The organism is Saccharopolyspora hattusasensis (assembly GCF_050972075.1).
GTDB lineage: Bacteria > Actinomycetota > Actinomycetes > Mycobacteriales > Pseudonocardiaceae > Saccharopolyspora > Saccharopolyspora hattusasensis.
In genome coordinates, this window is sequence record NZ_JBPCDC010000001.1 from 2,968,108 (window position 1) to 2,994,478 (window position 26,371).

A 26,371-nucleotide genomic window follows, 5' to 3' on the forward strand; every position below is an offset into this window, starting at 1 on the left:
GCGGATCCGCCGGAACGCGGACGGCGTCCGCACCGGGGGTGCGGACGCCGTCACGGCGGGTGCCCGCGCCTATTCCCCGGACGTCCCGGCCTCGTCGGACACCACGATGGGGCGCAGTCGCACCCAGGTCACGAACACCACCACGAAAACGATCATTCCAATGCCTGCCCAGAGGTTGATGTTCACCCCGGCGGACTTGTCGATCTCGGCATGCGGCTGAACCACGCCCACGATGGTGAGCACGATGCCGTAGATGCCGAACAGCAGCGCGATTATCGTCCGAATGTCGAAGGCACCAGCGGTGTGCCCCGAACCCCGGCTCGCCATGGGAAGACCTCCTTGTCTGCTTCGGTCAGCGTCAGCCGAAGACGATGTTGAGGGCGATGATCAGGACCAGGGCGATCCCGGCCAGCAGACCCGGCCGCCGGTACCAGCCCGCGTCCTCCCCACTGGTCGCGGCCTGCCGGCTGGCCCGCGGCGTCAACGAGTACACCAACCCCGCCAACTCCGTCTCCGGCTTCGGACGCGTCGCCAACGACACCACCACGCTCACCACGATGTCCACCACGAACGCCGCACCCGCACCCACGAAACTCGCGCCCTGCCCCGGCAGGTCCAGCACCCCCGACTCCGACAGCCCGAACACCACCACCGCCGACACCGTGCCCAGCACCAGACCCGCCCACCCCGCATGCGGGGTCATCCGCTTCCAGAACATCCCCAGGATGAACGTCGCGAACAACGGCGCGTTGAAGAACGAGAACAACTGCTGCAGGTAATCCATCAAGTTCGAATAACCCGCCGCGATGAACGCCGTGCCCACCGCCGCCAGCGTCGCCGCCACCGTCACCCAGCGACCCATCCGCAGGTAATAACCATCCGCCCGGTCCCGCACCACGTACGACTGCCAGATGTCATAGGTGAACACCGTGTTGAACGACGACAAGTTCGCCGCCATCCCCGCCATGAACGACGCCAGCAACCCGGCCAGGGCGATCCCCAGAATCCCGTTCGGCAGCAAATCCCGCATCAACAACAAGATCGCATCGTTGTAATCCACACCCCCGCCACCGGTGCCACCGGCCTGCTTGTACGCCGCCAGCTCCGGGATCAGCACCGCCGCGATCATCCCCGGAATGACCACGATGAACGGGATGAACATCTTCGGGAACGACCCGATGATCGGCGTCCGCTGCGCCGCCGACATGCTCTTGGACGCCATCGCCCGCTGCACCTCGACGAAGTTCGTCGTCCAGTACCCGAAGCTGAGCACGAACCCCAACCCGAACACCAGACCCACCGCGCTCAGCACGCTGTTGTCGAACCCCGTCAACTGAGTGCCCGGCCACGCCGACAGCTGCGCCGCACCCCCCGGACCCGCCGACACCTTCGCCACCAGACCTTGCACACCGCCGACCTTCACCAACCCCACGATCGTCAACGGCAACAACGCCGCCACGATCACGAAGAACTGCAACACCTCGTTGTAGATCGCCGCCGACAACCCGCCCAACGCCGTGTACGACAACACGATCGCCGCCGCCAGCAACACCGACAACCACAACGGCCAACCCAGCAACGCATTCACGATGCTGGCCAGCAAATACAGGTTCACACCCGCGATCAAAATCTGCGCCACCGCGAAACTGATCCCGTTGACCAGATGCGCCGCCTTCCCGAACCGCCGCAACATGAACTCCGGAACACTGCGCACCTTCGAGCCGTAGTAGAACGGCATCATCACCACGCCCAAGAACAGCATGGCCGGCACCGCACCGATCCAGAAATAATGCATCGTCGGCATCCCGTACTCGGCACCATTCGCCGACATACCGATGATCTCGATCGCACCCAGATTCGCCGAGATGAACGCCAAACCCGTCACCCACGCCGGCAACGCCCGCCCCGACAAGAAAAAGTCCAGACTGGTGGAAACCGCACGCCGCGCCAAATACCCAATACCCAGCACAAAAGCGAAGTACAACGCCAACAACGCAAAATCCACCGCGTTGGCGTCAAGCAGCTGACCCTGAGCTAGCACCACCGTCACGCCACCTCCAGACCCAACAAACTCGAACGACAACCACCACGTTTGCGACAGCAGCCGGACAGTACCGCACAGTGGGGCGGATCACATCGAGCCGATACCATTTCGTTGAAACTCGACACTAAATCGATCAGGCGACTTCCGCCCGATGAGACGCCCCGCCGATCACCCGCCGCACAGGGGAGCGCGACCCGACGCGGCCATGCGAGTGATATGCGAAAAAGCGCTCCCCGCAACGGAGTGTGACCGGTATCGTCACTGTTGGCACATGCGCAGCGACGGGGGTGAAGCTGTGAACGCCCGGATCGATCTGGCGATCATCGCCGGACTCGCGGACGACCCGAACGACCAGACCGGGAACGACGCACAACCAGACCGCGGCCGAGCAGACCCCTTCCTCCGGCACTTCGCCGGACTGCTGGACCCGTGGACGGCCGTGCGACTGCGCCCCTGCGGCAAGTCCGACCGCGGCTGACTCGCGTGGTCACGGTGCTGATGGGGCTGGTGTTTCTCGGGCTGATACCGCCGTTGCAGCGTGACATTCGCCTGCACCGTGCCCCCCGGCGCCGGGCTGCTGGCGGCCATTGCTGGGCGGGGTGTTAGGACTGGGATGGACTCCGTGTGTCTGAGCCCGACGCCCTACGCTGATCAGGGTGCGGCCAGCGGGAGTCCGGGCACGGATCCAACAGCTCCAGGAAGGGGAACAGCAGCATGCCCGTGCACACCCGGAGCAGGCGCTGCAGCGGGCGCTGACCTGGTTCATTCACGGCTGTGCGTTGCTGGCCTACGCCGACGAGGGCGCTAGCGGCGTCGTGGAGTCCTATCGGTCCGTGCTGGTTTTTCTGGACAACCCGATCCAGCGCCGGAGCACCAGCGTGTGGGAGCAGACGGGATTGGAATGCCTCGCCCAACTCCGGGAGCCACTGGCCGAGGTCGCTGCGGATCCGCAGCGGCGCGCCGCGCGCGACGAGGAGATCGCCGCGTCGGCGCTGCTGAGGATCCCGCCCACGGTTCTGGTCGGTCGCGCTACGCCTGACGCCTACTTCCCGATGGCGTGCCTCAACGCCGCGGGATCGCTGCGGGAGGAGGCCATCACCCCGTATCAGGCGGTCACCCTGATCTGCGGTGTCGGCTTCTACGAGCCAGCGCAAGAACGCGATCTGCTCACGACGATCCGCACGCTGCGCACTCGTTACGAGGAACGACCAAGCGACCGTACGTCTCTCGATAACGAGATTCGCCGCAAGCTCCAATCCTGGGAATCGGCATACCGTAACCACGACAGTCATTAGCCACGACAGCTACGCCACCGCGGTCGGCAAGACCGCGGTGAAGATCGGCGACCCGGCCGTTGGTGACGGTGGCCGACGACGAGGTCGGCGAGGCCCTGGAGTCGTTGTGGGGCCGGTCGGCGGTGGGGACCTGGAATCCCGCAGGGGCCGCGGTGGGGTCGTGGCTGTCCGCAGGCCGCGCCGCCGTGTTGCTCTTCGCCGGGGACCTCGATCCCTCTGGCGTCGACCTCGAACGAGACTTCCTCGCCCGCGTGCTGGGACCACGCCGAACGAGTCGGCCTCACCGCCGAGCATGTTCGCGAATACGATCTGCCGCCCCAGCCAGGGAAGGGCACCGACTCCCGCGCGCCACGGTTCGTCGCTGAACACGGCCAGCTGGTCCAGGTGGAGGTCGACGCCCTCGAACCCGACGACCTCCACCGGCTCTTCGACACAGCCCTCGCCCGCTGGTGGAACCCCGCCGCCAACGAAGCAATCCTTGAGGCCGAAGACCACGACCGAGATCAGCTCAACGCGCAGTGACCAGCCCTCCAGCCCTTACCGGAGAAGCCTGTTCGGCTGCTACTCGCGCACACTCCTGCCACGCCTCTGTGACTCCTCGCCCGCCGCTGGCGACGGACGAGGAGCGGAGCCGCGTCAGAACAGACGGAACTCGTCGGGGTCGGTGCCGCGCAAGGCGTCATAGTCCAGCACGACGCACTGGATGCCCCGGTCCTCAGCGAGGGTGCGGGCTTGGGGCTTGATCTGCTGGGCGGCGAACACGCCCTTCACCGGGGCCAGCAACGGGTCGCGATTGAGCAGTTCCAGGTACCTGGTCAGTTGCTCGACGCCGTCGATCTCACCACGTCGCTTGATCTCCACCGCGACGCTGACCCCGGCCGCATCTCGACACATCAGATCCACCGGGCCGATCGCGGTCGGGTACTCCCGGCGCACCAACGACCACCCTTTGCCGAGAGTGGTGACGTGCTCGGCCAGCAACTCCTGCAGGTGTGCCTCCACTCCATCCTTCTGCAAACCGGGATCGACACCTAGCTCATGCTTCGAGTCATGCATGATCTCGTCGATCAGGATGACCAGCTTCTCCCCGGCCTTGTTCTGCACCGTCCAGACATCCGGATCCTCAATAAGCCAACAAGGAGGCGACATCCAATTGAGCGGCTTATAGGAGCCACCATCCGAATGGACGAGAACAGAGCCGTCCGCTTTCACCATGAGCACCCGATTCGCCATCGGCAAATGCGCCGTAAGCCGACCGACATAGTCAACCTGGCAACGAGCGACGACCAACCTCACTGGGCACACCTCCGCAAGAGCGAGCATCCGGCGCATCCTCGGACAGCACCGCGAAGCCAACCCGCGAACAGAGACAGATGTCTCGACCACGGATAGCGGAATTTGCAGGCGCGGTCGTCGGAGTGCACCGACACGGAACCATCGGCCTTGACCAGCAGCAAGCGCTGCGCCATGGGCAGGTGCGCGGTGAGCCGACCGACGTAGTCCACCTGGCAACGGGCAATGACAAGTCGCACCCGGCACAGAGTACGGACGTCGATCGAGAAGTCGAGCACCCCCGGGGCCCGGACAGGTCGGACCTCGATCTTCCCGCTGGGCGAGATACGGCTACGCCCCGTGTCGTTCGCCCGAACCCTGCTGCGCGTCAAGCCCGCGAACAACTCGCCGAAGACGGCGCGCACACCCAGTTGCACCAGCTCCTCGGCCCGGTGCCGCTCATCGCGCTGTCGGTCGGCGCGACGCTCGGTACCAAGGCGCGCCCGAAGGTGACAGGAAGGTTCCCATGCTCCAACCCGCTGCCCCCGGAGGTGACAGGAAGGTTCCCATGCTCTCGTCAGGGTTGGCGTAGCCAGGCCGTGGCGTCGCCGGGGAGGTAACCCTCTTCCGGTGCGGCGCTGGACAGGAGGAGCTCTCCCGGCGGGAGCAGGATGGCGACCGGTCCGGTGTTGACCAGGACCAGGATGTTGCTCCCACGCCAGAAGGCCAGGACATCGCCGACATTGTGCTGGTCGTCCCAGCCGAACTGTTCGCCGCTGCTGAACCCGCGGCGCACTCGCAGCGCAGCGCGGTAGAGCTCCAGCATCGAGCTCGGGTCGCCGCGCTGTGACTCGACCGAGTAGTCGCCCCAATCGGCGGGCTGCGGCAGCCAGGGCGGCGCGGCGCTGAAACCGAAGGACACCCTGTCGGGCTGCTCCGGGGCGAACAGGTGCAGGTACCACTGGCCGTCGGGCACCCTGCTCCAGGCGCTGCCGCCGAAGCGGGACTCCCAGTTGCTCGGCGGGCACTCCCCTCTCGGGCCCTTGCCGTCGCGGAAGATGTAGCGGTCGCGCTCAGGGGAACCCGGGCCCGCTGCCAGGGCTTGCCGGAACCACTCGCGTCGGTCCGAGGTGTGGTTCGGGACGATGTCGATCAGGACTCGGATACCTCGCTCGTGCGCCGCCGACACCATCCGGTCGAAGTCCTGCAGGGTGCCCAGGGACGGGTCGATGCCGCGGTGGTCAGTTATGTCGTAGCCGCCGTCGACCCATGGGGATGGGTAGCAGGGCGTTAGCCAGATCGCGTCCACACCGAGCCAGGCGAGGTAGTCCAGCCTGGACGTCACGCCCTGAAGGTCGCCGACTCCATCGGCGTTCGCATCGGCGAAGCTGCGGGGGAAGATCTGGTACGTGACCGCGTTTCGCCACCAGGGGTGGGGCATTGGGGTCCTTCGGTGGGGCTCTTGGCCTGGGTTGGTTGTTGGCCTGGTTGGTTGTTGGCGTTGAGGTTCGCAGGGTTTTGGGTGTTGCGCCCTTTTGGCTTGGTTTTTGGGGTCGGTCGGTTCGGTGGGGTTTGACTCGGGGGGTTGGGACCTTTAAGGGAACGAGTTCTCAAACCGCTTCTACAGCGCTTGAAGCCCTTGCGGTGTCGAACTTCCGGTGTTTTTGCTTCTGCTGCTTGGGTTTTCGTCCCCAAGAGGGTTTTTTCACCTGATCAAGTGACCATAAAAGACGTGCGAACAGGCGTTCTAATGCGGGAGAATACTTGGTATGACACCGCTGTTGAACACCCAGGATCCGGCCGTCGGCACCGCTGGTGCCCGGTCGGCGGTGTCGTGCACGGATGCCGAACTCGCCGCCCGTATCCGTGAACTGGAGGAGGGGATGCGGGTGTTGATGATGGAGCAGTTGCTGTGCATCGCCGAAGCCGACCACCGGGGTGTGTATGCCGAGTTGGGGTTCCGGTCGACGCAGGTGTGGCTGCAGGGGCTGCTCAACATCGATGCGCGTGATGCGCAAACCCGGGTCAAGGTCGCCCGCAATGTTGAGGACCGGCAGAGCTTGTATGGCGAGGTCATGCCCGCCGACCTACCCGAGACCGCCGCGGCTTTGGCCGAGGGTGCGATCGGGTTGGAGCATGCGCGGGTGATCGTGGACGGGGTCCGTCGCCTGCCGGAGTATGCCCGCTGCCATCAGGTCGGTGAGGTCGAATCAACCCTGGCCGGGTATGCGCGGATGATGACGCCTCGTGAGCTGGAGAAGCTCGCCGAGCGCATCCGCTATCTGCTGGACCAGGACGGCGCCTACGACGACGAGGAAGACCAGCACGAGTCACGGGAGCTGCACTACACCGTTGCCCGGGACGGGATGACGGTCATCAAAGCCCGCCTCGACCGCGAGACCGGCGCGAAGTTCGCAGCGCTGATGCAGCCGCTGGCCGCTCCCCGTCCGGAGGTGGAGGGGGAGAAGGACCCGCGCACGGTGGGGCAGCGCAACGCCGACGGGTTCGCCGCGATCCTGGACCTGGCGCTGGATCATGACGGGGTTCCGCGCACGGGTGGGCAGCGCCCGCACCTGACGATCTCTATCGATTTCGAGGATTTGAAGAAGGGGCTCGGGTTCGTCGCCGCCGAGACCGGTATGCCCGGGACCCTCAACACCGAACGGGCCATCACCGCCGAGAACGCCCGACGGATCGCCTGCGATGCCGAGGTGTTGCCGATGGTCCTCGACGGGGACGGGCTCCCGCTGGACGTGGGCCGGGCGAAGCGGACCGCGCCCGCCCAGATCCGCGCGGCGTTGCTGCAGCGGGACGGGGTGTGCGCGTTCCCGGGGTGCGACCGGCCGCCGGGAACCCCGGAAGCACACCACCTCGCCCACTGGGCCGACGGTGGAGCCACCGAGCTAGGCAACATGGTGATGCTCTGCGGTCACCACCACCGGACCCTGCACAACCAGCGATGGGAAATCACCATGCGCGGTGGGCGACCCGCGTTCATGCCACCGCCCACAGTGGACCCCAAACGAACACCACGACCAGGCGGTAGAGCACTACCCACCCAACACCGCGCGATCATTGATCGGCACCTGCCGGTGTCGGGCGGGTATGCGACCACGCCCACATGTTGACCAGGTTGTGCCACCACAGCGTGGCCCGCGTCGGGCACCATGGCCGTATGCAGCAGACGAGCAGTCGCGAGGTGTACGCCAACCCGTGGATGACCGTCCGCGAGGACGGCGTTCGGCGCGCCGATGGTTCCGACGGGATCTACGGCGTGGTCGACAAGCCCGACTACGCCTTGGTGATCCCGCTCGACGGCGATCGGCTTCACCTCGTGGAGCAGTTCCGGTACCCGTTGGGCCTGCGGCGGTGGGAGTTCCCGCAGGGCACCGCTCCGGACCGGCTCGAAGTCGAGCCGACCGAGCTCGCCGTGCGGGAGCTGCGCGAGGAAACCGGCCTGCGGGCAGCGAGCCTCGTCGAGATCGGCACCCTCGACGTGGCTCCCGGCATATCCAGCCAGCGCGGGCGGGTGTTCCTGGCCACCGGGCTGACGCCGGGCGAGCACGAACGCGAGTCGGAGGAGCAGGACATGCGGGCCGCCTGGTTCTCCCGGGCCGAATTCGAGAAGATGATCGCCGCAGCCGAGGTCACCGATGCGCAGTCGGTCGCCGCCTACACGCTGCTGCTCCTGCACGAACGCCGGAACCCCGCCTGAACGGCCGTTACCGGCGCCGACAGGTCAGGCTTCCGCCAGCACCGACCGCAGGAACGCCCGGGTGCGCTCCTGTTCCGGCCTCTCGAACAGATCGGCCGGCGGCTTGTCCTCGATGATCTTGCCTTTGTCGAACATCAGCACCCGGTGGGAGACGTCGCGGGCGAACTTCATCGCGTGCGTCACGCACAGCATCGTGATGTCGCTGGTGCGCGCCAGATCTCGCAACACGTCGAGCACCTCGGCCGCCAGTTCCGGGTCCAGCGCCGAGGTGATCTCGTCGAGCAGCAGCACGTCCGGGCTCATCGCCAGCGCTCGGGCGATCGCCACGCGCTGCTGCTGGCCACCGGAGAGCTGCGTCGGATAGGCGTCGACCTTGTCCGCCAAACCCACCATGTCCAGGAGTTCCCGCGCTCGCCGCTCGGCGTCCGCAGTGGACTTGCCGAGCACGTGGACCGGTGCCTCCGTGACGTTGCGCAGCACCCGCATGTTCGGGAAGAGGTTGAACTGCTGGAACACCATGCCGATCCGCCGTCGCACCTTGCGCAGGTGCTTCTCGTCGGCGGGCACCAGCCTTTCGCCGCGGCGCACGTGGGTGAGGCATTCCTCGCCCACGTGGATCGTGCCGCCGTCCACCCGCTCCAGGGTCATCAGCAACCGCAGGATCGTCGTCTTGCCCGATCCGCTCGGCCCGATCAGGGTGACCCGCTCGCCTGAGCGGACCGCGAAGTCCAGTTCGTCCAGCACCACGTTGTCGCCGAACCGCTTGACCACGCGGTCGAACCGGATCATCTCGCCGCCCGCCTCAGACCCCAACACGCCGTTCCAACCTCCGCACCAGCAGCGACGACGGATAGCTGAGCAGCAGGAAGCAGATGCCCGCCAAGGTCAGCGGCTCCACGTACCGGTACGCGTCCGACCCGGCTTCCTGTGCCGCCCCCACCAGGTCGAGTACCCCGATCGCCAGCAGCAGCGGCGTTTCCTTGAACATCGAGATCGTGTAGTTGCCCAGCGCGGGCAGCACCCGCGGGATCGCCTGCGGCAGGATCACGCTCGTCCACACCCTGCGGATCGGCAGGCTCAGCGCCGTCGCCGCTTCCCACTGACCTCGCGGCACACCTTCGATGCCGGCCCGGTAGACCTCCGCCGTGTAGCAGGCGTAATGCACTCCGAGACCGATCACTCCGGTGGTCAGCGACGAGAACTTCAGGCCGATGCCCGGCAGCACGTTGAACAGGAAGTACAGCTGCACCAGCAGCGGCGTGCTGCGGACGAACTCGATGAACGCCCAGACCGCCGTGCTGACCAGCCAGACCCTGGATCGCCGCAACAGGGCCAGCACAAGACCGAGCGCGAACGCCACGATCGAGCCCAGCACCGTGGCCTCGAACGTCAACACCAGGCCGCCGAGGATGTCCGGGATGATCCGGCCGGTGAACTCCCAGTCCCAGATCAACTAGATCGCCCCGCCTTCGACCCGGCCGAGCGCCTTCGACGGTTCGACCGGTTCGCGGCCGACGGCCGCGGCGGCCCGCCGCTCCAGCACCCGCATCACCATCGTGACCAGCACCGCCAGCACCAGGTATAGCGCGAGCATCAGCAGGTAGATCAGCGCGGTCTGGCCGGTGAAGTTCGGTTCGAGTACCTCCCGGCCCTGGTAGGTGATGTCGTGCACGAAGATCAGCGACAGCAGCGCGCTGCTCTTCAGCAGCTGGATGAACAGGTTGTTGAACGGCGGGATCATCTCCACCACCGCCTGCGGCAGGATCACCCGCCGCATCCGCTGCACCCGGCTGAAGCTCAGCGCGACCGCGCACTCGTACTGCTCCTTCGGCACCGCCTGCACCGCACCGCGCACGATCTCGCCGCCGTACGCGCCGTGGTTCAGGCCGAGCACGAGGACGCCCGCCCACAGCGGCAACAGCTCGAAACCGACCAGCAATGGCAGCGCGAAGAAGATCCAGAACAGCTGGACCACTTCGGACGTGCCGCGCCAAACCTCGACGTAGCTGCGGGCGATGACGCGGACCCACCGCCAGGGCGCGAGCATGCCGAGTCCAGCCGCGAACGACAGCACGATGCACAGCGCTATGCCGCACAGGCTCGCGATCACCGTCGGCGGCACACCCTGCAGCAAGACCGAGAGGAAGTGCGAGAAGTTCTCGAACATGTCGCCTCCCGTCGCCGGGATCAGCTACCGGCGCACAGTGCCTCCGTGGTCACCCCGGCCGGTGGCAGGTTGTCCTCGGTGAAGCCGAACGGCTCGGCGATGCGGACCCACTCGCCGCTGTCGTGCAGCTTCTTCAGCTCGGTGTTGAACGCATCGCGCAGCGAGGTGTCCGGCGCGCGGAACACGAACGCGCCCGCCTGCACCTCGGGCCTGCCGTTGATCACCGGCGTGAAGCCCTTGGTCACCTCGACCTGCGCGCCCGGGCTCTTCCGCACCAGGTCGTTGAGCGAGATGTTGGTCAACGCTGCGCAGTAGACGCGTTTGTTGGTGACCGCCTGCAGGAGCGCGTTCTGCGAATCGAAGACCTGCACCTGCGCGTCCGGCACGCCCAGCCGTTGCGCGTAGTCCTTCTCCACCGCTCCGCTGAGGACCGCGACGTTGAGCTTCTTCTTCGCCACGTCCTCGAAGCTAGTGACGCCCTCGGGGTTTCCCGCGGGCACCAGGAACGCCGTCGGCGCGATGTAGTCCGGGATCGAGAACGTCGCGTTCTTGCAGCGCTCCGGGGTGATGAACATGCCCGCCGCGACCACGCTGAACTTGCCCGCGTTGAGGGCCGGGATCAGCTGGTTGAAGTCGACCTGCGAGGCCAGCACGGTGTTCACCCCGAGGTTCCGGAACACCGCCCGCGCCACCTCCGGGGCCTCGCCGGTGATCTTGCCGGATGCGTCGGTGAAGCCGTAGGGCGCCTCACCGGCTATGCCGACCTGGATGGTGCCGGAACTTCGGGCCGCCTGGAGCGGATCACCACCCGCACCACCCCCGCCGGTGCGGGTGCACCCGCCCAGCACCAGCGCGCCCACCGCGGCGCCGGAGCCCTTCAGGAAATCTCGCCGCGTCCAGCCTCTGCTCGCCATGACCATCGCCCCTTCGAAGCGGGAGCAGGGTTCTCGCCCATGGTCAGGCCCAAACGCATGACTTGCATCACTTGAGCGCGTCGGGTTGGTGGACCGCTCAGTCGGTCACGCGTTCGATGTCGGCGCCGAGACCGCGCAGGTTCTCCACGAAGTTCGGGTAGCCGCGATCGATGTGGAACACGTCCCACACCTCGGTCGAGCCGTCCGCGCACAGCCCGGCCAGCACCAGGCCCACCCCGGCGCGGATGTCGGTCGCCCACACCGGGGCGCTGGAAAGCCGCTCCAGGCCGCGCACCACCGCGTGGTGCCCGTCGGTGCGGGCGTCGGCACCCATCCGGACCAGCTCCTCGATGAACCGGAACCTGGACTCGAACAGGTTCTCGGTGATCATCGACGTGCCGTCGGCGACCGCCGACAACGCCAACGCCATCGGCTGCAGGTCGGTCGGGAAACCCGGGTACGGCAGCGTCACGAAGTCCACCGCGTGCGGGCGGCCGTGCATCGCCACCCGGAAGCTCTCCTCTGACGTGGTCACCTCGGCGCCCGCGCTGCGCAGCTTCTCCAGCACCAGGTTCACGTGCCGCGGATCGACCCCGCGCACCGTGATGTCGCCGCGCGTCGCAGCCGCCGCGAACGCCCAGGTCGCGCCGACGATCCGGTCCCCGATCACGCGGTGCTCGACGGCCTTCAGCGAGGACACGCCGTGCACCGTCAACGTCGACGTACCGGAACCCTCGATCTTGGCGCCCATCTGCTGCAGCATCACGCAGAGATCGACGATCTCCGGCTCCCGCGCCGCGTTGTCGATCACCGTGGTGCCTTCCGCCAGCACCGCGGCCATCAGGATGTTCTCGGTCGCACCTACGCTGGGGAAGTCCAGCCAGATTTGGGCGCCGCGCAGGTTCTCCGCCTCCGCAACCACCGCGCCGTGCTCGATGTGGCTGGTCGCGCCGAGCTGCCGCAGGCCGTTCTGGTGCATGTCCAGCGGGCGGGAACCGATCGCGTCACCACCGGGCAGCGTCACCACCGCGCGGCGGCACCGGGCCACCAGCGGCCCCAGCACGCACACTGACGCACGCAGCTTGCCCATCGACGGCGAGATCGCCTCGTGGTTGATCGACGCCGGGGTCGTGATGTGCACCGTGCCGCCGTCGATCGACACCTCGCAGCCGAGGCTGCGCAGCACGTCGGCCATCAGCGGAACGTCGAGGATCTCCGGGCAGTTGACGATCGTCGTCGTGCCCTCCGCCAGCAGCGCCGCAGCCATCAGCTTCAGCACGCTGTTCTTCGCCCCGACCACGTCGACTTCGCCGACGAGGCGCGCCCCGCCGTGTACCCGGAAGTGCTCACTCACGAGCATCGAGGTTACGGCCCGACCCCCACCGCCATCGGATCGGGTTGCGATCGGGGCGAGCATGGGAACCTTCCTGTCACCCCCAGCGCGGTCGGACTGCAGCATGGGAACCTTCCTGTCACGCACGCCCGGGCACCGGCGGCATCCGCCTAGGCTGTCGGCATGGCAGTCCACCTGACGAAGATCTACACGCGGGCCGGCGATTCGGGAACGACTCGGTTGTCGGACAACTCCAAGGTGCACAAGACCGATCCGCGGCTGATCGCCTACGCCGATGTGGACGAGACGAATTCGGTGCTCGGCGTGGCGTTGGCAACCGCGCAGCTCGCCGGCGACGTCGTCGAGGTGCTGAGGGCGGTGCAGAATGACCTGTTCGACGTCGGAGCGGACCTGTCGACGCCGGTGGTCGAGAACCCGAAGTACCCGCCGCTGCGCGTCACCCAGGCCTACGTCGACCGCCTCGAGAGCTGGTGCGACGAGTTCAACGCGCGCCTGGGCAAGCTGGACTCGTTCATCCTCCCAGGCGGCACCCCCGGCGGCGCGCTGCTGCACCAGGCACGGTGCGTGGCCCGGCGCGCCGAGCGGTCGGCGTGGGCGCTGCAGGAAGCCGACGGTGAGCGCACTTCGCCGCTGCCCGCCAAGTACCTGAACCGGCTGTCTGACCTGCTGTTCATCCTCGCCCGGGTGGCGAACCCGGACGGTGACGTCCTTTGGAAGCCGGGCGGCAACGCCTAGACCTCCTTGGCGAAACACCTGATCATCGGGTCGTCGCGGCACGTCCCGAACGTCGCGAAAAAGCGGGGCCCGGAAGCGGACCCCGCTGGAAGGTTTCAGGATGCCCAGGGCACCGATCGGCCCGGTGGGGCGGATTCGAGCCAGGACAGGAAGCCGGTCAGGGCGTCGGTGCTCATCGCCAACTCCAGCTCCGGGCCGGTCAGGTCGAGGACCGTCGACCCGGTAGGCATCGCGTAGGCCTCCGCCATCGACGGCTCGCGGCGCCGCGCGATCTCCACGTCCCGGCGGTTGATCACCCAGTTCGGCCCCGATCGCAGGCTTAACGCCCGGTACCAGGCGAACTCCTCGCCCCGGTAGTGCGCGACACCCAGGTGCCAGCCGCGGCCACCGCCGTCCTTGCGGGCGCGCAACGCCACGTCGATGCCCCCGACGCGCAGTTCCCGCAGCCGCCGCCACGCGAGCGCCGCGACGACCACGGCAGCGATCAGCAGCAGCCCGAAGGCCACCGCGAGCAACAGGACCGGGGAACCCATGCGCGGCCCGGTTCAGGCCGAGTGGCCGGCTGCTCGCAATCGGCTCAAGGCCCGTGCCCGGGCCTGTTCATCGGCGCTCTTGACGTCCTCGCGGGCCTGCGCCACGTCGATCTCGGAGGCGAGCTCCGCGGTCTCCGCCAACACGCTCACACCGTCCGCGGTGACGGAAAGGAAACCACCGTGCACCGCGGCGGTCACGGTCTCCTTGTCGGTGGTGGTGATACGCACCACGCCACCCTCGATCAGCTCGCCGAGCAGGGGCTCGTGCCCCGGCAGGATGCCGATCTCCCCTTCGGTGGTCTGGGCGACCACGGCGGTCGCCTCCCCGGACCACAGGCGGCGCTCGACGGCGACCAGTTGGACGGACATGTTGGCCACGCGCGTCTCCTTTGTCGGGTGTGTGCCCGCAGTCTATCCGGTGCCACCAGGGCGATCGTGACTGGCCGGGCTGGAATTGCATTGTCGCGGTGCTTGGCAAGCGGGGTCGGGGTCCGCTCGGACCCCGACCCCGTTGCCGGTCTGCCGTCCCCGTCAGTGGGGTCCGGCACCTTATGTTTGTAAGCGGCGAAGCCGCTTGGCCCACGCTCGCAAGATGACCACCCGCGGGTTCTCAGGTTCCGCTACGGGACCACTTACGCAGAGTGCGCCGGATCCTCTTATTTCTCGGTGAGCTTCTTGTACGCCTGCTCCAGGTCGTCGAGACCACCGATGGACAGGAACGCCTGCTCCGGGTAGTGGTCGAAGTCGCCCTTGCAAAGCTTGTCGAACGCCTCGATGGTCTCCTTCAGCGGAACGAAGGAGCCCTCCTGGCCGGTGAACTGCTTGGCCACGAAGAAGTTCTGCGACAGGTAGCGCTCGATGCGCCGCGCCCGCTGCACCGTCACCTTGTCCTCTTCGGACAGTTCGTCCATACCGAGGATGGCGATGATGTCCTGCAGTTCCTTGTACTTCTGCAGGATCCGCTTGACCTCCTGCGCCACCCGGTAGTGCTCCTCGCCGACGATCGCCGGGTCGAGGATCGTGGAGGTGGACGAAAGCGGGTCCACCGCCGGGTAGATGCCCTTCTGCGAGATCGCACGGGAGAGCTCCGTGGTCGCGTCCAGGTGGGCGAAGGTGGTCGCAGGGGCCGGGTCGGTGTAGTCGTCCGCGGGCACGTAGATCGCCTGCATCGAGGTGATCGAACGACCCCGCGTCGAGGTGATGCGCTCCTGCAGCTCACCCATCTCGTCGGCCAGCGTCGGCTGGTAACCCACCGCAGACGGCATCCGGCCCAGCAGGGTCGAAACCTCCTGGCCGGCCTGGGTAAACCGGAAGATGTTGTCGATGAACAGCAGCACGTCCTGGTTCTGCACGTCGCGGAAGTACTCCGCCATCGTCAGCGCGGACAGCGCCACCCGCATACGGGTGCCCGGCGGCTCGTCCATCTGCCCGAACACCAGCGCGGTGTCGGCGAGCACGCCCGACTCGTCCATCTCGACCCAGAGGTCGTTGCCCTCACGGGTGCGCTCACCGACGCCGGCGAACACCGAGGTGCCACCGAAGTTCTTGGCGACCCGGCGGATCATCTCCTGGATGAGCACCGTCTTGCCGACACCGGCACCACCGAACAGGCCGATCTTGCCGCCCTGCACGTACGGGGTGAGGAGGTCGATGACCTTGATGCCGGTCTCCAGCATCTCGGTCTTGCCCTCGAGCTGGTCGAAACTCGGCGCCTTGCGGTGGATCGCCCACTTCTCGGCGTCCGAGGCGTAGCCCGGCTCGTCGAGGCAGTGGCCCAGCGCGTTGAACACGTGGCCCTTGACGATGTCGCCGACCGGCACCGAGATGCCGGCACCGCTGTCGGTGACCACGACGCCGCGGACGAGACCCTGGGTGGGCTGCATCGAGATCGTACGCACGACGCTGTCACCCAGATGCTGGGCGACCTCCAGCGTCAGCGTCTTCGCCATGCCCTCGGCGGTGATGTCCACCGTGAGGGCGTTGAACAGGTCTGGCACCTGGTCACGCGGGAACTCGACGTCCACGACCGGGCCGAGCACCCGGACGACGCGGCCCGTGCCAGTGGTGGTGGCAGTAGCAGCAGTCATGTCACTCACTTCCTGCGGACGAGAGCGCCTCGACACCGCCGACGATCTCGCTGATTTCCTGGGTGATCTGGGCCTGGCGGGCCTGGTTGGCCTCACGGCTGAGGTTGCGGATCAGCTCGTCGGCGTTGTCCGTCGCCGACTTCATCGCCGTCCGGCGGGCCGCGTGCTCCGAGGCAGCCGAATCCAGCAGGCCCGCGAACAGGCGGGTCTTGATGTACTTCGGCAGCAGCGCGGCGAACAACGTCTCGGCGTCCGGTTCGAACTCGTACGTGGACTTGAGCGTCTTCACCGGCTCGTCGGAGTACTCCACCTCGAGCGGAGCGATCCTGCGGACCGCCGGCCGCTGCGTGAGCATCGAGACGAATTCGGTGTGCACCAGGTGCAGCTCGTCCACGCCAAGCTTACCGTCCGGCCCCCCCTCGTCGAGGTAGTCGTCGGCGCCCGCCAGGAACGCCTTGACCAGCGTCTCGCCGATCTCGGCCGCGTCGGCGTAGTCGGGGCGGTCGCTGAACCCGGTCCAGCTCGCCTCGATCTCACGCTGGCGGAACCGGTAGTACGTCTCGCCCTTGCGGCCGATGACGTACAGCACCGGGTCCTTGCCCTGCTCGCGCAGCAGCGCCTGCAGCTCCTCCGCCGCCTTGATCACGTTGGCGTTGTAGCCACCGCAGAAACCCCGGTCGCTGGTCACGACCAGCACGCCGGCGCGCTTCGGGTTCGAGCGCTCGGTCAGCAGCGGGTGGTCCAACGTGCTCACGTCGGCCAGCGCAGACAGGACGCTGGTGATCTCCTCGGCGTACGGCCGCGAAGCCTCGACCCTGGCCTGCGCCTTCATGATGCGCGAGGTAGCGATCAGCTCCTGCGCCTTGGTGATCTTCCGGGTCGATTTGATCGACCGGATCCGATTCCGGAGTTCCCGAAGTTGAGCCATGACTTACCCGGTCACTTCTTCGGCGCGGGGCGGTTGACCTTCACGGTCTCCTGCCCCACCTCGTCGGCCGCCAGCGCTTCGGCGTCCGGCTCGGCCGGGACGACCGACTCGCCGCCGGAGCCCGTGAACTGCTTCTTGAACTCTTCGACCGCCGACACGATGGCCTTCTCAGCGTCTTCGGAGAGCTTGCCGGTTTCGACGATGTCCTTGAGCGTCGTCTCGCTGGTACGCCGCACGTACCCCAGGAACTCGCTCTCGAACCGGCGCACGTCGGCGACCGGCACCGAGTCCAGGTGCCCCTTGATGGCGATGTAGAGGGAAACGGCCTCTTCCTCGACCGGGAGCGGCTCGCCCTGGCTCTGCTTGAGGACCTCCATCAGCCGGGCACCGCGGTCCAGCTGGGCCTTCGAAGCGGCGTCCAGGTCCGAGGCGAAGGCGGAGAACGCCTCCAGCTCGCGGTACTGGGCCAGGTCCAGACGCAGCGAGCCGGTGACCGACCGCATCGCCTTGATCTGCGCGGAACCACCGACGCGCGACACCGAGATACCGACGTCGATGGCCGGGCGCTGACCCGCGTTGAACAGGTCGGACTGCAGGAAGCACTGGCCGTCGGTGATGGAGATGACGTTCGTCGGGATGTAGGCCGACACGTCGTTCGCCTTGGTCTCGATGATCGGCAGACCCGTCATCGAGCCGGCGCCCATCTCGTCGGAGAGCTTCGCGCAGCGCTCCAGCAGGCGCGAGTGCAGGTAGAACACGTCGCCCGGGTAGGCCTCACGACCCGGCGGGCGGCGCAGCAGCAGCGAGATCGCGCGGTACGCCTCAGCCTGCTTGGTCAGGTCGTCGAAGATGATCAGGACGTGCTTGCCCTGGTACATCCAGTGCTGGCCGATGGCCGAACCCGCGTACGGGGCCAGCCACTTCAGACCAGGCGAGTCGGAGGCCGGCGCGGCGACGATGGTGGTGTACTCCATCGCACCCGCGTCCTCCAGGGACCGCTTCACGCCGGCGATCGTGGAGCCCTTCTGGCCGATCGCGACGTAGATGCAGCGGACCTGCTTGTCCGGGTCGCCGCTGGCCCAGTTGGACTTCTGGTTGATGATCGTGTCGACCGCGACCGTGGTCTTGCCGGTCTTGCGGTCGCCGATGATCAGCTGGCGCTGGCCGCGGCCGATCGGGGTCATCGAGTCGATGGCCTTGATGCCGGTCTGCAGCGGCTCGTGCACGCCCTTGCGCTGCACGACCGTCGCGGCCTGCAGCTCCAGGGGACGCTGCGCCTCGGCGGCGATGTCGCCGAGGCCGTCGATCGGCTCGCCCAGCGGGTCGACCACGCGGCCGAGGAAGCCGTCGCCGACCGGGACCGAGAGGACCTTGCCGGTCCGCTTGACCTCCTGGCCCTCTTCGATCTTCTCGGACTCGCCCAGGATGACCGCACCGATCTCCTGAGCTTCCAGGTTCATCGCGACACCGTAGATGCCGCCCGGGAACTCCAGCAGTTCCTCGGTCATCACCGAAGGCAGACCCTCGACATGGGCGATGCCGTCACCGGTATCGGTGACGACCCCGACCTCCTCGCGGCTGACCTCCGGGGAGTAGCTGGAGACGTATTTCTCGATCGCACTGCGGATCTCGTCCGACGAGATCGTCAGCTCCGCCATGTCTCGTTCCTGCCCTCGGTTAGTTCTTGGAAGGGAGTTGGTGTTCGACGCCCCTTGCCGGTCGACCAGTCGGTCAGTCGGCGAGGTCACGTCGAAGGGACTGCAGGCGTCCCGTGATGCTGCCGTCGATGACCTCGTCGCCGACCCGGATCAGCAGCCCGCCCTCGACACCGGGGTCGACCTCGAGGTGCACGGCGATCGGCCGCGCGTAGATCCGCTGCAAGGTGCGCGACAGCCGCTGTTGCTGCTCATCGCTGAGCGGGATCGCGGACCGGACGTGCGCCACCGAGCGCTCGCGGCGCTTCGCCGACAGCTCGGCCAGCTCTTCCAGGCCTTCGCTGACCCGCCGGCCGCGCGGCCGGGCCACCAGCTGGCGGACCAGGCTCAGGGTCACCGGCTCGACCTTGCCCTCGATGAGCTGGTCGACGACCGCGTGCTTGCCCGCCTCGTCCCCCGTCGGGTCCGACAGCAACCGCTCCAGGTCAACCTGGGAGCCGATGATGCGGCCCAGCCGGAACAGCTCGTCCTCGACGGCGTCGAGCCGGCCGGCCCGCTCGGCCTGCACCAGCAGCGCGGTGCGGGCCAACCGCTCCAGCCCGTCGACCAGGTCCGTCGGACTGGACCAGCGGGCCCGGACGGCCTCGACGACCACCGGCAGTGCCCGCGCGCCGAGCTTGTCCGCCAACAGCCCGCGGGCCAGGTCCTCCCTGGACCGCGGGTCGGTGGAGGCGTCGGCGAGCGCCCGCCGCAGCGTGGACTCGTGGCCCAGCAGGGCGGCCACGCCGAACAGCTCGTCGGCGAGCCCGGTGATCTCCGCGGCCTGGGCCCCATCGGTGGCCTGCAGCAGCTGCAGCTCGGTGGCTGCCAGCGCCTCGCGGCTCGCGGCGTTCACGAGGGTGCTCAACTCTCAGCGCCTTTCACTCGGTTAGGCCTGACCAGACCGGGACGATGCGGCCGATTCGGACGACGCCGGGGCCGAGGCGGCCTCCAGCTCGTCGAGGAACCGGTCGACGGTGCCCCGCCGACGGGCCTCGTCCTCCAGGGACTCGCCGACGACCCGGCTGGCCAGGTCGACCGCCTGGCGGCCGAGCTCCGACCGCAGCTCGGCGACGATCTGGGCCCGCTGGTGCGCCAGCTGGGTCTGGCCCTGGTTGATGATCCGCTCGGACTCGGTCTGCGCCTGGGCGCGCATCTCTTCCAGGATCTGCTGGCCTTCGGCGCGGGCGTCATCGCGGATCCGGGCCGCTTCCGCACGGGCCTCGGCCAGCTGCGACTTGTACTGCTCCAGCGTCCGCTGGGCCTCGGCCTGGGCGGCCTCGGCCTTGGCGATACCGCCCTCGATCCGCTCGCTGCGCTCCGCGTAGATCTTCTCGAAGCGCGGGATCGCGTACTTCCACAGCACGAACAGCAGCAGCAGGAAGGCGATCAGACCGACCACGATCTCCGCTGGTTCGGGGATGATCGGGTTGTGCTCGCCGGCCGCGGCCAGCAGCATCTGCGTCTTCACCACAACGTCTCCCAACGCGTTAAGCCGTTATCAGGCAGCGGAGGCGATGAAGTAGACGACCAGACCGATCAGCGCCAGCACCTCGACCAGAACGAACGAGATCCAGGCGATGCCCTGCAGCTGGCCCTGGGCCTCCGGCTGGCGAGCGGTGCCGTTGATGACGGCCGCCCAGATCAGGCCGACGCCGATACCGGGGCCGACAGCGCCCAGGCCGTAGCCGATCGCGGCCAGACCGGGGTTGATGCTGCCCGCGGCCTCAGCGGCCTGCGCAAGAACGATGTTGCTCACTTTCACTACCTTTCACTCGGTCCGCTTCTCGGCGCGGATCGGAGGTCTTGGTCTTTCTCGTCAGTGCTCAGAGGACAGCGCCGCGCCGATGAAGTTCGCGGTCAGCAGCGCGAAGATGTAGGCCTGCAGCACCTGGATCAAGGCTTCGACGAACGTCAAGGCAATGGAGAAGGCGAACGCGACGATCGAGATCGGCTTGAACGCCCCACTCGCCTCGATGAGCAGGAATTCCCCGCCCAAGGTGAACACCAGGAGGATCAGGTGTCCGGCGAACATCGCGGCGAAGACCCGGACCGCCAGGGCGGCCGGCTGCGCGATGAACTTCTGCAGAAATTCGATCGGGGCAAGCAGGATGTAGATCGGCTTGGGCACCCCGGGTGGGAACATCACGTGCTTGAAGTAGCCCAGGAAACCGTGCCGGGCGAAGCCGACCCCGTGGAACACCAGGTACACCACGACGGCCAGCGCGATCGGGAAACCGATCCGCGACATCGTGGGGAACTGGATGACAGGGACAATGCCGAAGATGTTGTTCACCAGGATGAAGGTGAACAACGTGAAGATCAGCGGCACGAACGGACGGAAGTCCTTGGCGCCGATCTGCTCCCGCGCGATCTTGTTGCGGCTGAACTCGTAGACGAACTCCGCAACGAACTGCCCCTTGCCCGGGACCAGCTTCAGGTTCCGGGTGGCGATCACGAAGTAGGCGCCCACGATGATCGCCGACAGCACGACGAGGAGCATCGGCTTGGTGACTCCGCCGAAGATCGGCGGAAGGACAAAGCTATCGGCACCCGGCGGTTGGAATGTTCCGACCTCGGCCAGCATCAGCGCGCCCAACTGGGCTCCTTCCGGTTCTCCCGGTGAACTTCACTCTGCCGGGGGAATCGTCACGTTTTGCACTTAACGTACCTGATACGCGATCTGGCACGCGGAGGGGCCCTCCCCACCACGTGGGATCGCGGGACCTCCGTGGAGTCCTCCGACCCGCGCTGCGCAGGGAAGGCTTCTGCCGCGGGACGATATCAGCGGGTAAGTAGCCACCCGACATGTGGTCGGGCACCACCCATCCGGCCAACGGCCGACCACGGGGAAATCCCGCCGAAACCGATCAGTTCCCCGGCACGATGGTGGGAATCTTGGTGCGCTTGAAAGCCACCACTTCGGCGCCCGCCCACACCATCACGGTGGCCAGCATGGTGAATGCCAGCGATTCCCGGTGGATCGCGTCGATGCCGCCCAGCAGCGTCATCACCACCAGCAGCACGATCATCTTGCCGATGTAGCCGCCGAGCGCGGCGACCATCACGAAATGCGGGTTCATGCCACCGGTGAACCGCATCAGCCAGATCGTCAGCAGCGACGAGGCGAACGCCACGACGCCGCCGACCAGCGCACCGATCAGCCCGGGCACCCCGAACAGCACGGTCGCCACGATCGCCCCGATGGCCACCGTCGCCACACCCGGCCACACGGCGGTGCGCAGCATGGCCGATGCGAGCCTCCGCACGATTTCCGCATGCGGGTTCGCGGTCTCGGCCGCCTCGGGGGTCTCAGCGGGGGTCGGCGCGTCGGTCGCTTCGCTCATCGGGACTCTCGATCGGCTCGGGTGCGCATTCGCGGAATCACCGAGATGATAGCCGCCAGCAACACCCCGAGGCCTACGACCCATGCCACAACAACCGCGTTGAACAGCGTCAACGACACCGCGCCGAAGGCGATGACGGCCGCCCACAGGTAGATCAGCAGCACCGCGCGGCGCTGCGAATGCCCGATTTCCAGGAGCCGGTGGTGCAGGTGCATCTTGTCAGCGTGGAAGGGGCTCTTGCCTGCCCGGGTGCGGCGCACGACGGCCATGATGAGGTCCAGCAGCGGCACGAACAGCACCGCCGCGACCACCAGCAGCGGCGACAGCAGCGCGATGGTGTCGGTCGGGTTCATGTAGGCGTAGTTCATCCGGCCGGACGCCGACGTGCTGGCGGTGGCCAGCATCAGGCCGATCAGCATCGAACCCGAGTCGCCCATGAAGATCTTCGCGGGCTGGAAGTTGTACGGCAGGAAGCCCAGGCAGGCCCCGGCGATCGCGGCCGCGATCAGCGCAGGCGGGTAGGCGTTGACGTCGCCGCCCTGCCGGTCCAGCACGCCGAGGCAGAACACGAAGGTGGCGGTGGCCGAGACCAGGCCGATGCCGGAGGCCAGCCCGTCCAGCCCGTCCACGAAGTTCATCGCGTTGATCATCGCGACGACCAGCAACACGGTCAGCAGCTGGCCCTGGTTGCTGCCCAGCACCATCAGCTGACCCACATGGCCCTCGTCCCCACCACCCCACGGGACCCAGAACATGAACCACTGCACACCGAAGAGCACCAGGATCCCGGCCGCGGTGACCTGCCCGGCCAGCTTCGTCAGGGAATCCAGCTCGAAGCGGTCGTCCAGCGCTCCGACGAGGACGATCAGCCCCCCGGCGATGATCACGGCCAGGATGTCGTTGGAGTAGGAGAAGCCGCGCGACAGCGTCGGCAGGTTGGCGGCGAGGAACATCGCCACCAGCACCCCGCCGTACATCGCGACCCCGCCCATCCGCGGCATCGGCTTGACGTGCACGTCTCGCTTGCGAGGGTAGGCGACCGCGCCGACGCGGATCGCCAGCAACCGGACCAGCCCGGTCAGCAGGAAGGTCGCCGCCGCAGCGGTGAGCATGACGAGGAGGTACTCACGGGCGGGTAGCCCGGCCGGAGCCCACGGCGCATTGTCCATACCGGTGGCTCACCCGCGCTGCGCCGAGGCCCGCGGGAATTCGGTGTTCAGCCCCCAGAACGGATTGCTCAAGCCCGGCGCTCCTCATCGCTGTTCACGTTGTGGCTGGCGAGTGCTAACGCTATCGGCCCGCGCCCGGGGCGCATTCACCGGTCCGCTTCGAGCTCTTCGCCGAGCACCTCGGACAGGTCGGCGAGGCTCACCGCGCCCTCCCGCAGCACCCGCGGCTTGCCCTGGGTGAGATCGACGATGGTGGAGGCGACGGGTTCCCCGGACGGGCCGCCGTCGAGGTAGACCTGCACGGAGTCGCCGAGCTGCTCGCGCGCCTGGTCGGCGTTGCCGGCCGGCGGGTGGCCGGTGCGGTTGGCGCTGGAGACGGCCATCGGGCCGACCTCGCGCAGCAGGTCCAGGGCCACCGGGTGCAGCGGCATCCGCAGGTTCACCGTGCCCCGGGTGTTGCCGAGGTCCCAGGACAGCGACGGCGCCTGCGGCAGCACTAGCGAAAGCCCGCCGGGCCAGAACGCCTCGATCAACGCGCGCGCCTGTTGCGGAACGGACATCACCAGCCCGTCCACAGTGGACCAGGAGCCGACCAGGACCGGCACCGGCATGTCCGGGCCGCGCCCCTTGGCGGCGAGCAGGGCGTGCACGGCGTTGGAGTCGAAGGCGTCCGCGCCGATGCCGTAGACGGTATCGGTGGGCAGCACTACCAGCCCGCCCGCGCGAACCGCGTTGGCCGCGGCGGCCAGGCCTTCCTCGCGGCTGTCCGGACTGGTGCAGTCATAGACGGTGCTCACACCCCGAATCCTGGCACGCCCGGGATCGGCCCCGTTCGAGTGGTGCGGCTCATCGCCGTCCGGCGGGCCTGCTGCGCGAGTTCGTCAACGCCCGCAGCTGATCCGGCCCGGCGGCTGGAGCATGGGAACCTTCCTGTCACTCCGGCCGGGTGCGGCGGGCGGTGGCGAAGCGGGGGCGACCGGCCAGGTCGGTGTGTTCCTGGACGTCTTCGAGGACGCGGCGGGCGCGCAGCAGAGCGGGCACCGAGCCGCCGTGGGTGTCGTCGTGCTCGATGGCCACCCCACCGCCGGGACGCAGCAGCCGCGCCGCGCAGCCCACGACGTGCCGGACCACGTCGAGGCCGTCGCGGCCGCCGAACACCGCCTGGTGCGGGTCGTGGTCGCGGACCTCCGGCGGCACCGGGGTGCCCTCCGGCACGTACGGCGGGTTGCAGAGGACCAGGTCGGCCAGGCCCTCCAGCTCCATGAACAGCATCGGGTCGGTGACATCCCCCGCGTAGAGATGGATCGGGGTGTCACCGGCCTGCGCCTGCTGGTCGGCGTTGCGGCGCGCCCAGGCCAGCGCGGCGGGCTCCTTCTCCACCGCGTGCACGGTGGCGTCCTTGCGGGCGTTCGCCATCGCCAGCGCCAGCGCCCCGGACCCCGTGCAGAGGTCCACCACGGTCGGCCTCTCCACGTCTTCCAGCGTCGCCAGGCCCCAAGCGAGCAGCAGTTCCGTCTCGGGCCGGGGCACGAACACGCCGGGCCCGACTTCGAGCGCCACGGCGCCGAGCGACGCGGTACCGGTGAGGTGCTGCAACGGCACCCGCGCGGCCCGGCGGCGCACCAGATCGTGCAGCGCCTGGACCACCGGCGGGTCCACCAGCGGCACCATCATCAACTTGGTGCGCTCGACCCCGAGCAGGTGCGCGGCAAGCAGTTCGGCATCGGTGCGCGGGCTCGCCACGCCCGCCGCGGCGAGGATGCGTTCCGCCTCGAGAATGGCCAGGCGTAGGGGCTGTCGCGTCACACGGTTAGCTTAAATGCCTGCTTTTGGTCTTTGCTCTTGAAGCGGCGCCAGCCGCTTAGCCCACGCACGCAACTTGTGGACATACGTAAATCGGGGGCCCCGCAGACCAGACGGCGTCTGAGGTTCCGCCACTCGCACCGCCACGCAAAACGAGCCTGGAAACAGGCCTTAAAGCGCGAGGCGTTCTTTCCGGTCGGCGGCGAGCAGGGCTGCCACCACCGCATCGAGATCGCCGTCCAGGACCTGGTCCAGGTTGTAGGCCTTGTAGTTCACCCGGTGGTCGGAAATGCGGTTCTCCGGGAAGTTGTAGGTGCGGATGCGCTCCGAACGGTCCACTGTGCGCACCTGGCTGCGCCGCGTCTCCGAAGCCTCCCGCTCGGCTTCTTCCTCGGCGAGCGCCTGCAACCGGGCCTTGAGCACCTGGATGGCGCGCTGCTTGTTCTGCAGTTGCGACTTCTCGTTCTGGCAGGACACCACGATACCGGTCGGCAGGTGGGTGACCCGCACCGCCGAGTCGGTGGTGTTCACGCTCTGCCCGCCCGGCCCGGACGACCGGTAGACGTCGATGCGCAGGTCCTTCTCGTCGACCTCGACCTCGACCTCCTCCGGTTCGGGGTAAACCAGCACCCCGGCGGCGGAGGTGTGCACCCTGCCCTGCGACTCGGTGACCGGCACCCGCTGCACGCGGTGCACGCCGCCCTCGAACTTCAGCCGCGACCAGACCCCGTCGGGGCTGGTGTCGCCGGCCTTGGCCTTGATGGCGACCGTGGCGTCCTTGTAGCCGCCGAGGTCGGATTCGGTCTTGTCCAGTACCTCGGCCCGCCAGCCCTGGCGCTCCGCGAACCGCAGGTACATGCGCAGCAGGTCGCCGGCGAACAGCGCGGACTCCTCGCCACCCTCGCCCGACTTGACCTCCAGCAGCACGTCGGAACCGTCGTGCGGGTCGCGGGGCAGCAGCAGTTCGGTGAGCTTCGCTTCCAGAACCGGGACCGACTCGGCGAGCAAGCCGGCCTCTTCGGCGAAGGCGGCGTCCTCGGCGGCGAACTCGCGGGCCGTGTCCAGATCGGACTGGGCCTGGTCAAGCTCCCGCGCGGTGCGCACGATCGGGGCGAGCTCGGCGTAGCGCCGGCCGAGCTTGCGGGCGTTGGCCTGGTCGGCATGCACGCCGGGATCGGCCAGCCGCTGCTCCAGTTCCGCGTACTCGGTGAGCAGCACTTCGAGCTTCGATGTCTCCACTGGCGACCCTCTTCCGCTGGTTCCTCATTAACAAGCGGCGTCAGCCGCTTGCGGTGGGGCAAGCAACTTGCGGTG

28 protein-coding genes and 3 pseudogenes are annotated in these 26,371 nt (G+C 67.7%); 7 read left to right on the top strand and 24 right to left on the bottom strand.

The window, feature by feature from the left end; translation table 11 throughout:
- Positions 1 to 69: 69 nt before the first annotated feature.
- Both ACRXBZ_RS13300 and ACRXBZ_RS13305 read right to left on the bottom strand, forming a co-directional pair.
- Entirely contained in the window at positions 70 to 327 is a 258-nt protein-coding gene (locus tag ACRXBZ_RS13300) for a hypothetical protein (RefSeq protein WP_433879401.1), read from the bottom strand.
- 31 nt (positions 328 to 358) lie between these two features.
- On the bottom strand, positions 359 to 2,041 hold the full coding sequence (locus tag ACRXBZ_RS13305) for a sodium:solute symporter family protein (RefSeq protein ID WP_433883865.1): 1,683 nt from the start codon (positions 2,039 to 2,041) through the stop codon (positions 359 to 361).
- Positions 2,042 to 2,339: 298 nt separating this feature from the next.
- Here ACRXBZ_RS13305 and ACRXBZ_RS13310 point away from each other — a divergent pair, with 298 nt between their 5' ends.
- The 4 genes and pseudogenes from ACRXBZ_RS13310 (at position 2,340) to ACRXBZ_RS13325 (ending at position 3,861) form a co-directional block, all read left to right on the top strand.
- On the top strand, positions 2,340 to 2,522 hold the full coding sequence (locus ACRXBZ_RS13310) for a hypothetical protein (RefSeq protein WP_433879402.1): 183 nt from the start codon (positions 2,340 to 2,342) through the stop codon (positions 2,520 to 2,522).
- Positions 2,516 to 2,673: pseudogene (locus ACRXBZ_RS13315) on the top strand (cytochrome c biogenesis protein CcdA); the annotation flags it as partial. The gene ACRXBZ_RS13310 and the pseudogene ACRXBZ_RS13315, both read left to right, overlap by 7 nt.
- Before the next feature lie 27 nt (positions 2,674 to 2,700).
- A complete protein-coding gene (locus ACRXBZ_RS13320; protein WP_433879403.1) occupies positions 2,701 to 3,339 on the top strand; it encodes a hypothetical protein in 639 nt (212 codons plus the stop codon).
- A gap of 384 nt (positions 3,340 to 3,723) precedes the next feature.
- On the top strand, positions 3,724 to 3,861 hold the full coding sequence (locus ACRXBZ_RS13325) for a hypothetical protein (RefSeq protein ID WP_168585114.1): 138 nt from the start codon (positions 3,724 to 3,726) through the stop codon (positions 3,859 to 3,861).
- Between the two features lie 114 nt (positions 3,862 to 3,975).
- Here the strand turns inward: ACRXBZ_RS13325 and nucS are convergent, their stop codons facing one another.
- The 3 genes and pseudogenes from nucS to ACRXBZ_RS13340 all read right to left on the bottom strand — a co-directional run.
- Complete coding sequence (gene nucS, locus ACRXBZ_RS13330) at positions 3,976 to 4,635, bottom strand: endonuclease NucS (protein ID WP_168589847.1); 660 nt, start codon at positions 4,633 to 4,635, stop codon at positions 3,976 to 3,978.
- 101 nt (positions 4,636 to 4,736) lie between these two features.
- Positions 4,737 to 4,871 (bottom strand): annotated as a pseudogene (locus tag ACRXBZ_RS13335) (endonuclease NucS); the annotation flags it as partial.
- A 665-nt stretch (positions 4,872 to 5,536) separates the two neighbouring features.
- Positions 5,537 to 6,052: pseudogene (locus tag ACRXBZ_RS13340) on the bottom strand (alpha-amylase family glycosyl hydrolase); the annotation flags it as partial.
- Between the two features lie 328 nt (positions 6,053 to 6,380).
- Here ACRXBZ_RS13340 and ACRXBZ_RS13345 point away from each other — a divergent pair.
- On the top strand, positions 6,381 to 7,739 hold the full coding sequence (locus tag ACRXBZ_RS13345) for an HNH endonuclease signature motif containing protein (RefSeq protein ID WP_433879404.1): 1,359 nt from the start codon (positions 6,381 to 6,383) through the stop codon (positions 7,737 to 7,739).
- A gap of 47 nt (positions 7,740 to 7,786) precedes the next feature.
- A complete protein-coding gene (locus ACRXBZ_RS13350) occupies positions 7,787 to 8,326 on the top strand; it encodes an NUDIX domain-containing protein (protein ID WP_433879405.1) in 540 nt (179 codons plus the stop codon).
- A 24-nt stretch (positions 8,327 to 8,350) separates the two neighbouring features.
- Here ACRXBZ_RS13350 and ehuA read toward each other — a convergent pair whose 3' ends face one another.
- From ehuA to murA, 5 genes are all read right to left on the bottom strand, one after another.
- Complete coding sequence (ehuA, locus tag ACRXBZ_RS13355) at positions 8,351 to 9,115, bottom strand: ectoine/hydroxyectoine ABC transporter ATP-binding protein EhuA (RefSeq protein WP_433883866.1); 765 nt, start codon at positions 9,113 to 9,115, stop codon at positions 8,351 to 8,353.
- 13 nt (positions 9,116 to 9,128) lie between these two features.
- Positions 9,129 to 9,779, bottom strand: coding sequence for an ectoine/hydroxyectoine ABC transporter permease subunit EhuD (gene ehuD, locus ACRXBZ_RS13360; protein WP_433879406.1), 651 nt, complete (start codon positions 9,777 to 9,779; stop codon positions 9,129 to 9,131).
- Positions 9,780 to 10,493 carry an ectoine/hydroxyectoine ABC transporter permease subunit EhuC gene (ehuC, locus tag ACRXBZ_RS13365; RefSeq protein ID WP_433879407.1) on the bottom strand — a complete coding sequence of 238 codons (714 nt, stop codon included), beginning with the start codon at positions 10,491 to 10,493 and terminating at the stop codon, positions 9,780 to 9,782.
- Positions 10,494 to 10,513: 20 nt separating this feature from the next.
- Positions 10,514 to 11,407, bottom strand: coding sequence for an ectoine/hydroxyectoine ABC transporter substrate-binding protein EhuB (ehuB, locus tag ACRXBZ_RS13370; RefSeq protein ID WP_433879408.1), 894 nt, complete (start codon positions 11,405 to 11,407; stop codon positions 10,514 to 10,516).
- 97 nt (positions 11,408 to 11,504) lie between these two features.
- A complete protein-coding gene (gene murA, locus ACRXBZ_RS13375) occupies positions 11,505 to 12,761 on the bottom strand; it encodes a UDP-N-acetylglucosamine 1-carboxyvinyltransferase (protein WP_168585121.1) in 1,257 nt (418 codons plus the stop codon).
- Positions 12,762 to 12,923: 162 nt separating this feature from the next.
- Between murA and ACRXBZ_RS13380 the strand changes: the two genes are divergently transcribed.
- The gene (locus ACRXBZ_RS13380) at positions 12,924 to 13,496 is read left to right on the top strand and encodes a cob(I)yrinic acid a,c-diamide adenosyltransferase (RefSeq protein WP_433879409.1); all 573 of its coding nucleotides are present in this window, start codon (positions 12,924 to 12,926) and stop codon (positions 13,494 to 13,496) included.
- A gap of 95 nt (positions 13,497 to 13,591) precedes the next feature.
- On the opposite strand, the gene ACRXBZ_RS13385 is transcribed toward ACRXBZ_RS13380, so the two are convergent.
- From ACRXBZ_RS13385 to prfA, 14 genes are all read right to left on the bottom strand, one after another.
- The gene (locus tag ACRXBZ_RS13385) at positions 13,592 to 14,029 is read right to left on the bottom strand and encodes a DUF2550 domain-containing protein (RefSeq protein ID WP_433879410.1); all 438 of its coding nucleotides are present in this window, start codon (positions 14,027 to 14,029) and stop codon (positions 13,592 to 13,594) included.
- 12 nt (positions 14,030 to 14,041) lie between these two features.
- Positions 14,042 to 14,407, bottom strand: coding sequence for a F0F1 ATP synthase subunit epsilon (locus ACRXBZ_RS13390; RefSeq protein WP_010305255.1), 366 nt, complete (start codon positions 14,405 to 14,407; stop codon positions 14,042 to 14,044).
- A gap of 278 nt (positions 14,408 to 14,685) precedes the next feature.
- On the bottom strand, positions 14,686 to 16,116 hold the full coding sequence (gene atpD / locus ACRXBZ_RS13395; protein WP_433879411.1) for a F0F1 ATP synthase subunit beta: 1,431 nt from the start codon (positions 16,114 to 16,116) through the stop codon (positions 14,686 to 14,688).
- A gap of 1 nt (position 16,117) precedes the next feature.
- Positions 16,118 to 17,044 carry a F0F1 ATP synthase subunit gamma gene (locus tag ACRXBZ_RS13400; RefSeq protein WP_433879412.1) on the bottom strand — a complete coding sequence of 309 codons (927 nt, stop codon included), beginning with the start codon at positions 17,042 to 17,044 and terminating at the stop codon, positions 16,118 to 16,120.
- Between the two features lie 11 nt (positions 17,045 to 17,055).
- Positions 17,056 to 18,702 carry a F0F1 ATP synthase subunit alpha gene (gene atpA / locus ACRXBZ_RS13405; RefSeq protein WP_168585126.1) on the bottom strand — a complete coding sequence of 549 codons (1,647 nt, stop codon included), beginning with the start codon at positions 18,700 to 18,702 and terminating at the stop codon, positions 17,056 to 17,058.
- A 73-nt stretch (positions 18,703 to 18,775) separates the two neighbouring features.
- The gene (locus ACRXBZ_RS13410) at positions 18,776 to 19,606 is read right to left on the bottom strand and encodes a F0F1 ATP synthase subunit delta (protein WP_433879413.1); all 831 of its coding nucleotides are present in this window, start codon (positions 19,604 to 19,606) and stop codon (positions 18,776 to 18,778) included.
- Between the two features lie 21 nt (positions 19,607 to 19,627).
- The gene (locus tag ACRXBZ_RS13415; RefSeq protein WP_433883867.1) at positions 19,628 to 20,209 is read right to left on the bottom strand and encodes a F0F1 ATP synthase subunit B; all 582 of its coding nucleotides are present in this window, start codon (positions 20,207 to 20,209) and stop codon (positions 19,628 to 19,630) included.
- Positions 20,210 to 20,239: 30 nt separating this feature from the next.
- On the bottom strand, positions 20,240 to 20,497 hold the full coding sequence (locus tag ACRXBZ_RS13420; RefSeq protein ID WP_029534827.1) for an ATP synthase subunit c family protein: 258 nt from the start codon (positions 20,495 to 20,497) through the stop codon (positions 20,240 to 20,242).
- A gap of 60 nt (positions 20,498 to 20,557) precedes the next feature.
- The gene (gene atpB, locus ACRXBZ_RS13425; RefSeq protein ID WP_168585129.1) at positions 20,558 to 21,337 is read right to left on the bottom strand and encodes a F0F1 ATP synthase subunit A; all 780 of its coding nucleotides are present in this window, start codon (positions 21,335 to 21,337) and stop codon (positions 20,558 to 20,560) included.
- Positions 21,338 to 21,608: 271 nt separating this feature from the next.
- Positions 21,609 to 22,085, bottom strand: coding sequence for a Cg1360 family ATP-synthase-associated protein (locus ACRXBZ_RS13430; protein ID WP_433879414.1), 477 nt, complete (start codon positions 22,083 to 22,085; stop codon positions 21,609 to 21,611).
- Complete coding sequence (locus ACRXBZ_RS13435) at positions 22,082 to 23,254, bottom strand: glycosyltransferase family 4 protein (RefSeq protein WP_433879415.1); 1,173 nt, start codon at positions 23,252 to 23,254, stop codon at positions 22,082 to 22,084. The genes ACRXBZ_RS13430 and ACRXBZ_RS13435 overlap by 4 nt, the downstream gene beginning before the upstream one ends.
- 146 nt (positions 23,255 to 23,400) lie before the next feature.
- A complete protein-coding gene (locus ACRXBZ_RS13440) occupies positions 23,401 to 24,051 on the bottom strand; it encodes an L-threonylcarbamoyladenylate synthase (protein WP_168585132.1) in 651 nt (216 codons plus the stop codon).
- A gap of 136 nt (positions 24,052 to 24,187) precedes the next feature.
- Positions 24,188 to 25,060 carry a peptide chain release factor N(5)-glutamine methyltransferase gene (prmC, locus tag ACRXBZ_RS13445; RefSeq protein ID WP_433879416.1) on the bottom strand — a complete coding sequence of 291 codons (873 nt, stop codon included), beginning with the start codon at positions 25,058 to 25,060 and terminating at the stop codon, positions 24,188 to 24,190.
- Positions 25,061 to 25,228: 168 nt separating this feature from the next.
- The gene (prfA, locus tag ACRXBZ_RS13450) at positions 25,229 to 26,296 is read right to left on the bottom strand and encodes a peptide chain release factor 1 (RefSeq protein ID WP_433879417.1); all 1,068 of its coding nucleotides are present in this window, start codon (positions 26,294 to 26,296) and stop codon (positions 25,229 to 25,231) included.
- Positions 26,297 to 26,371: the final 75 nt, after the last annotated feature.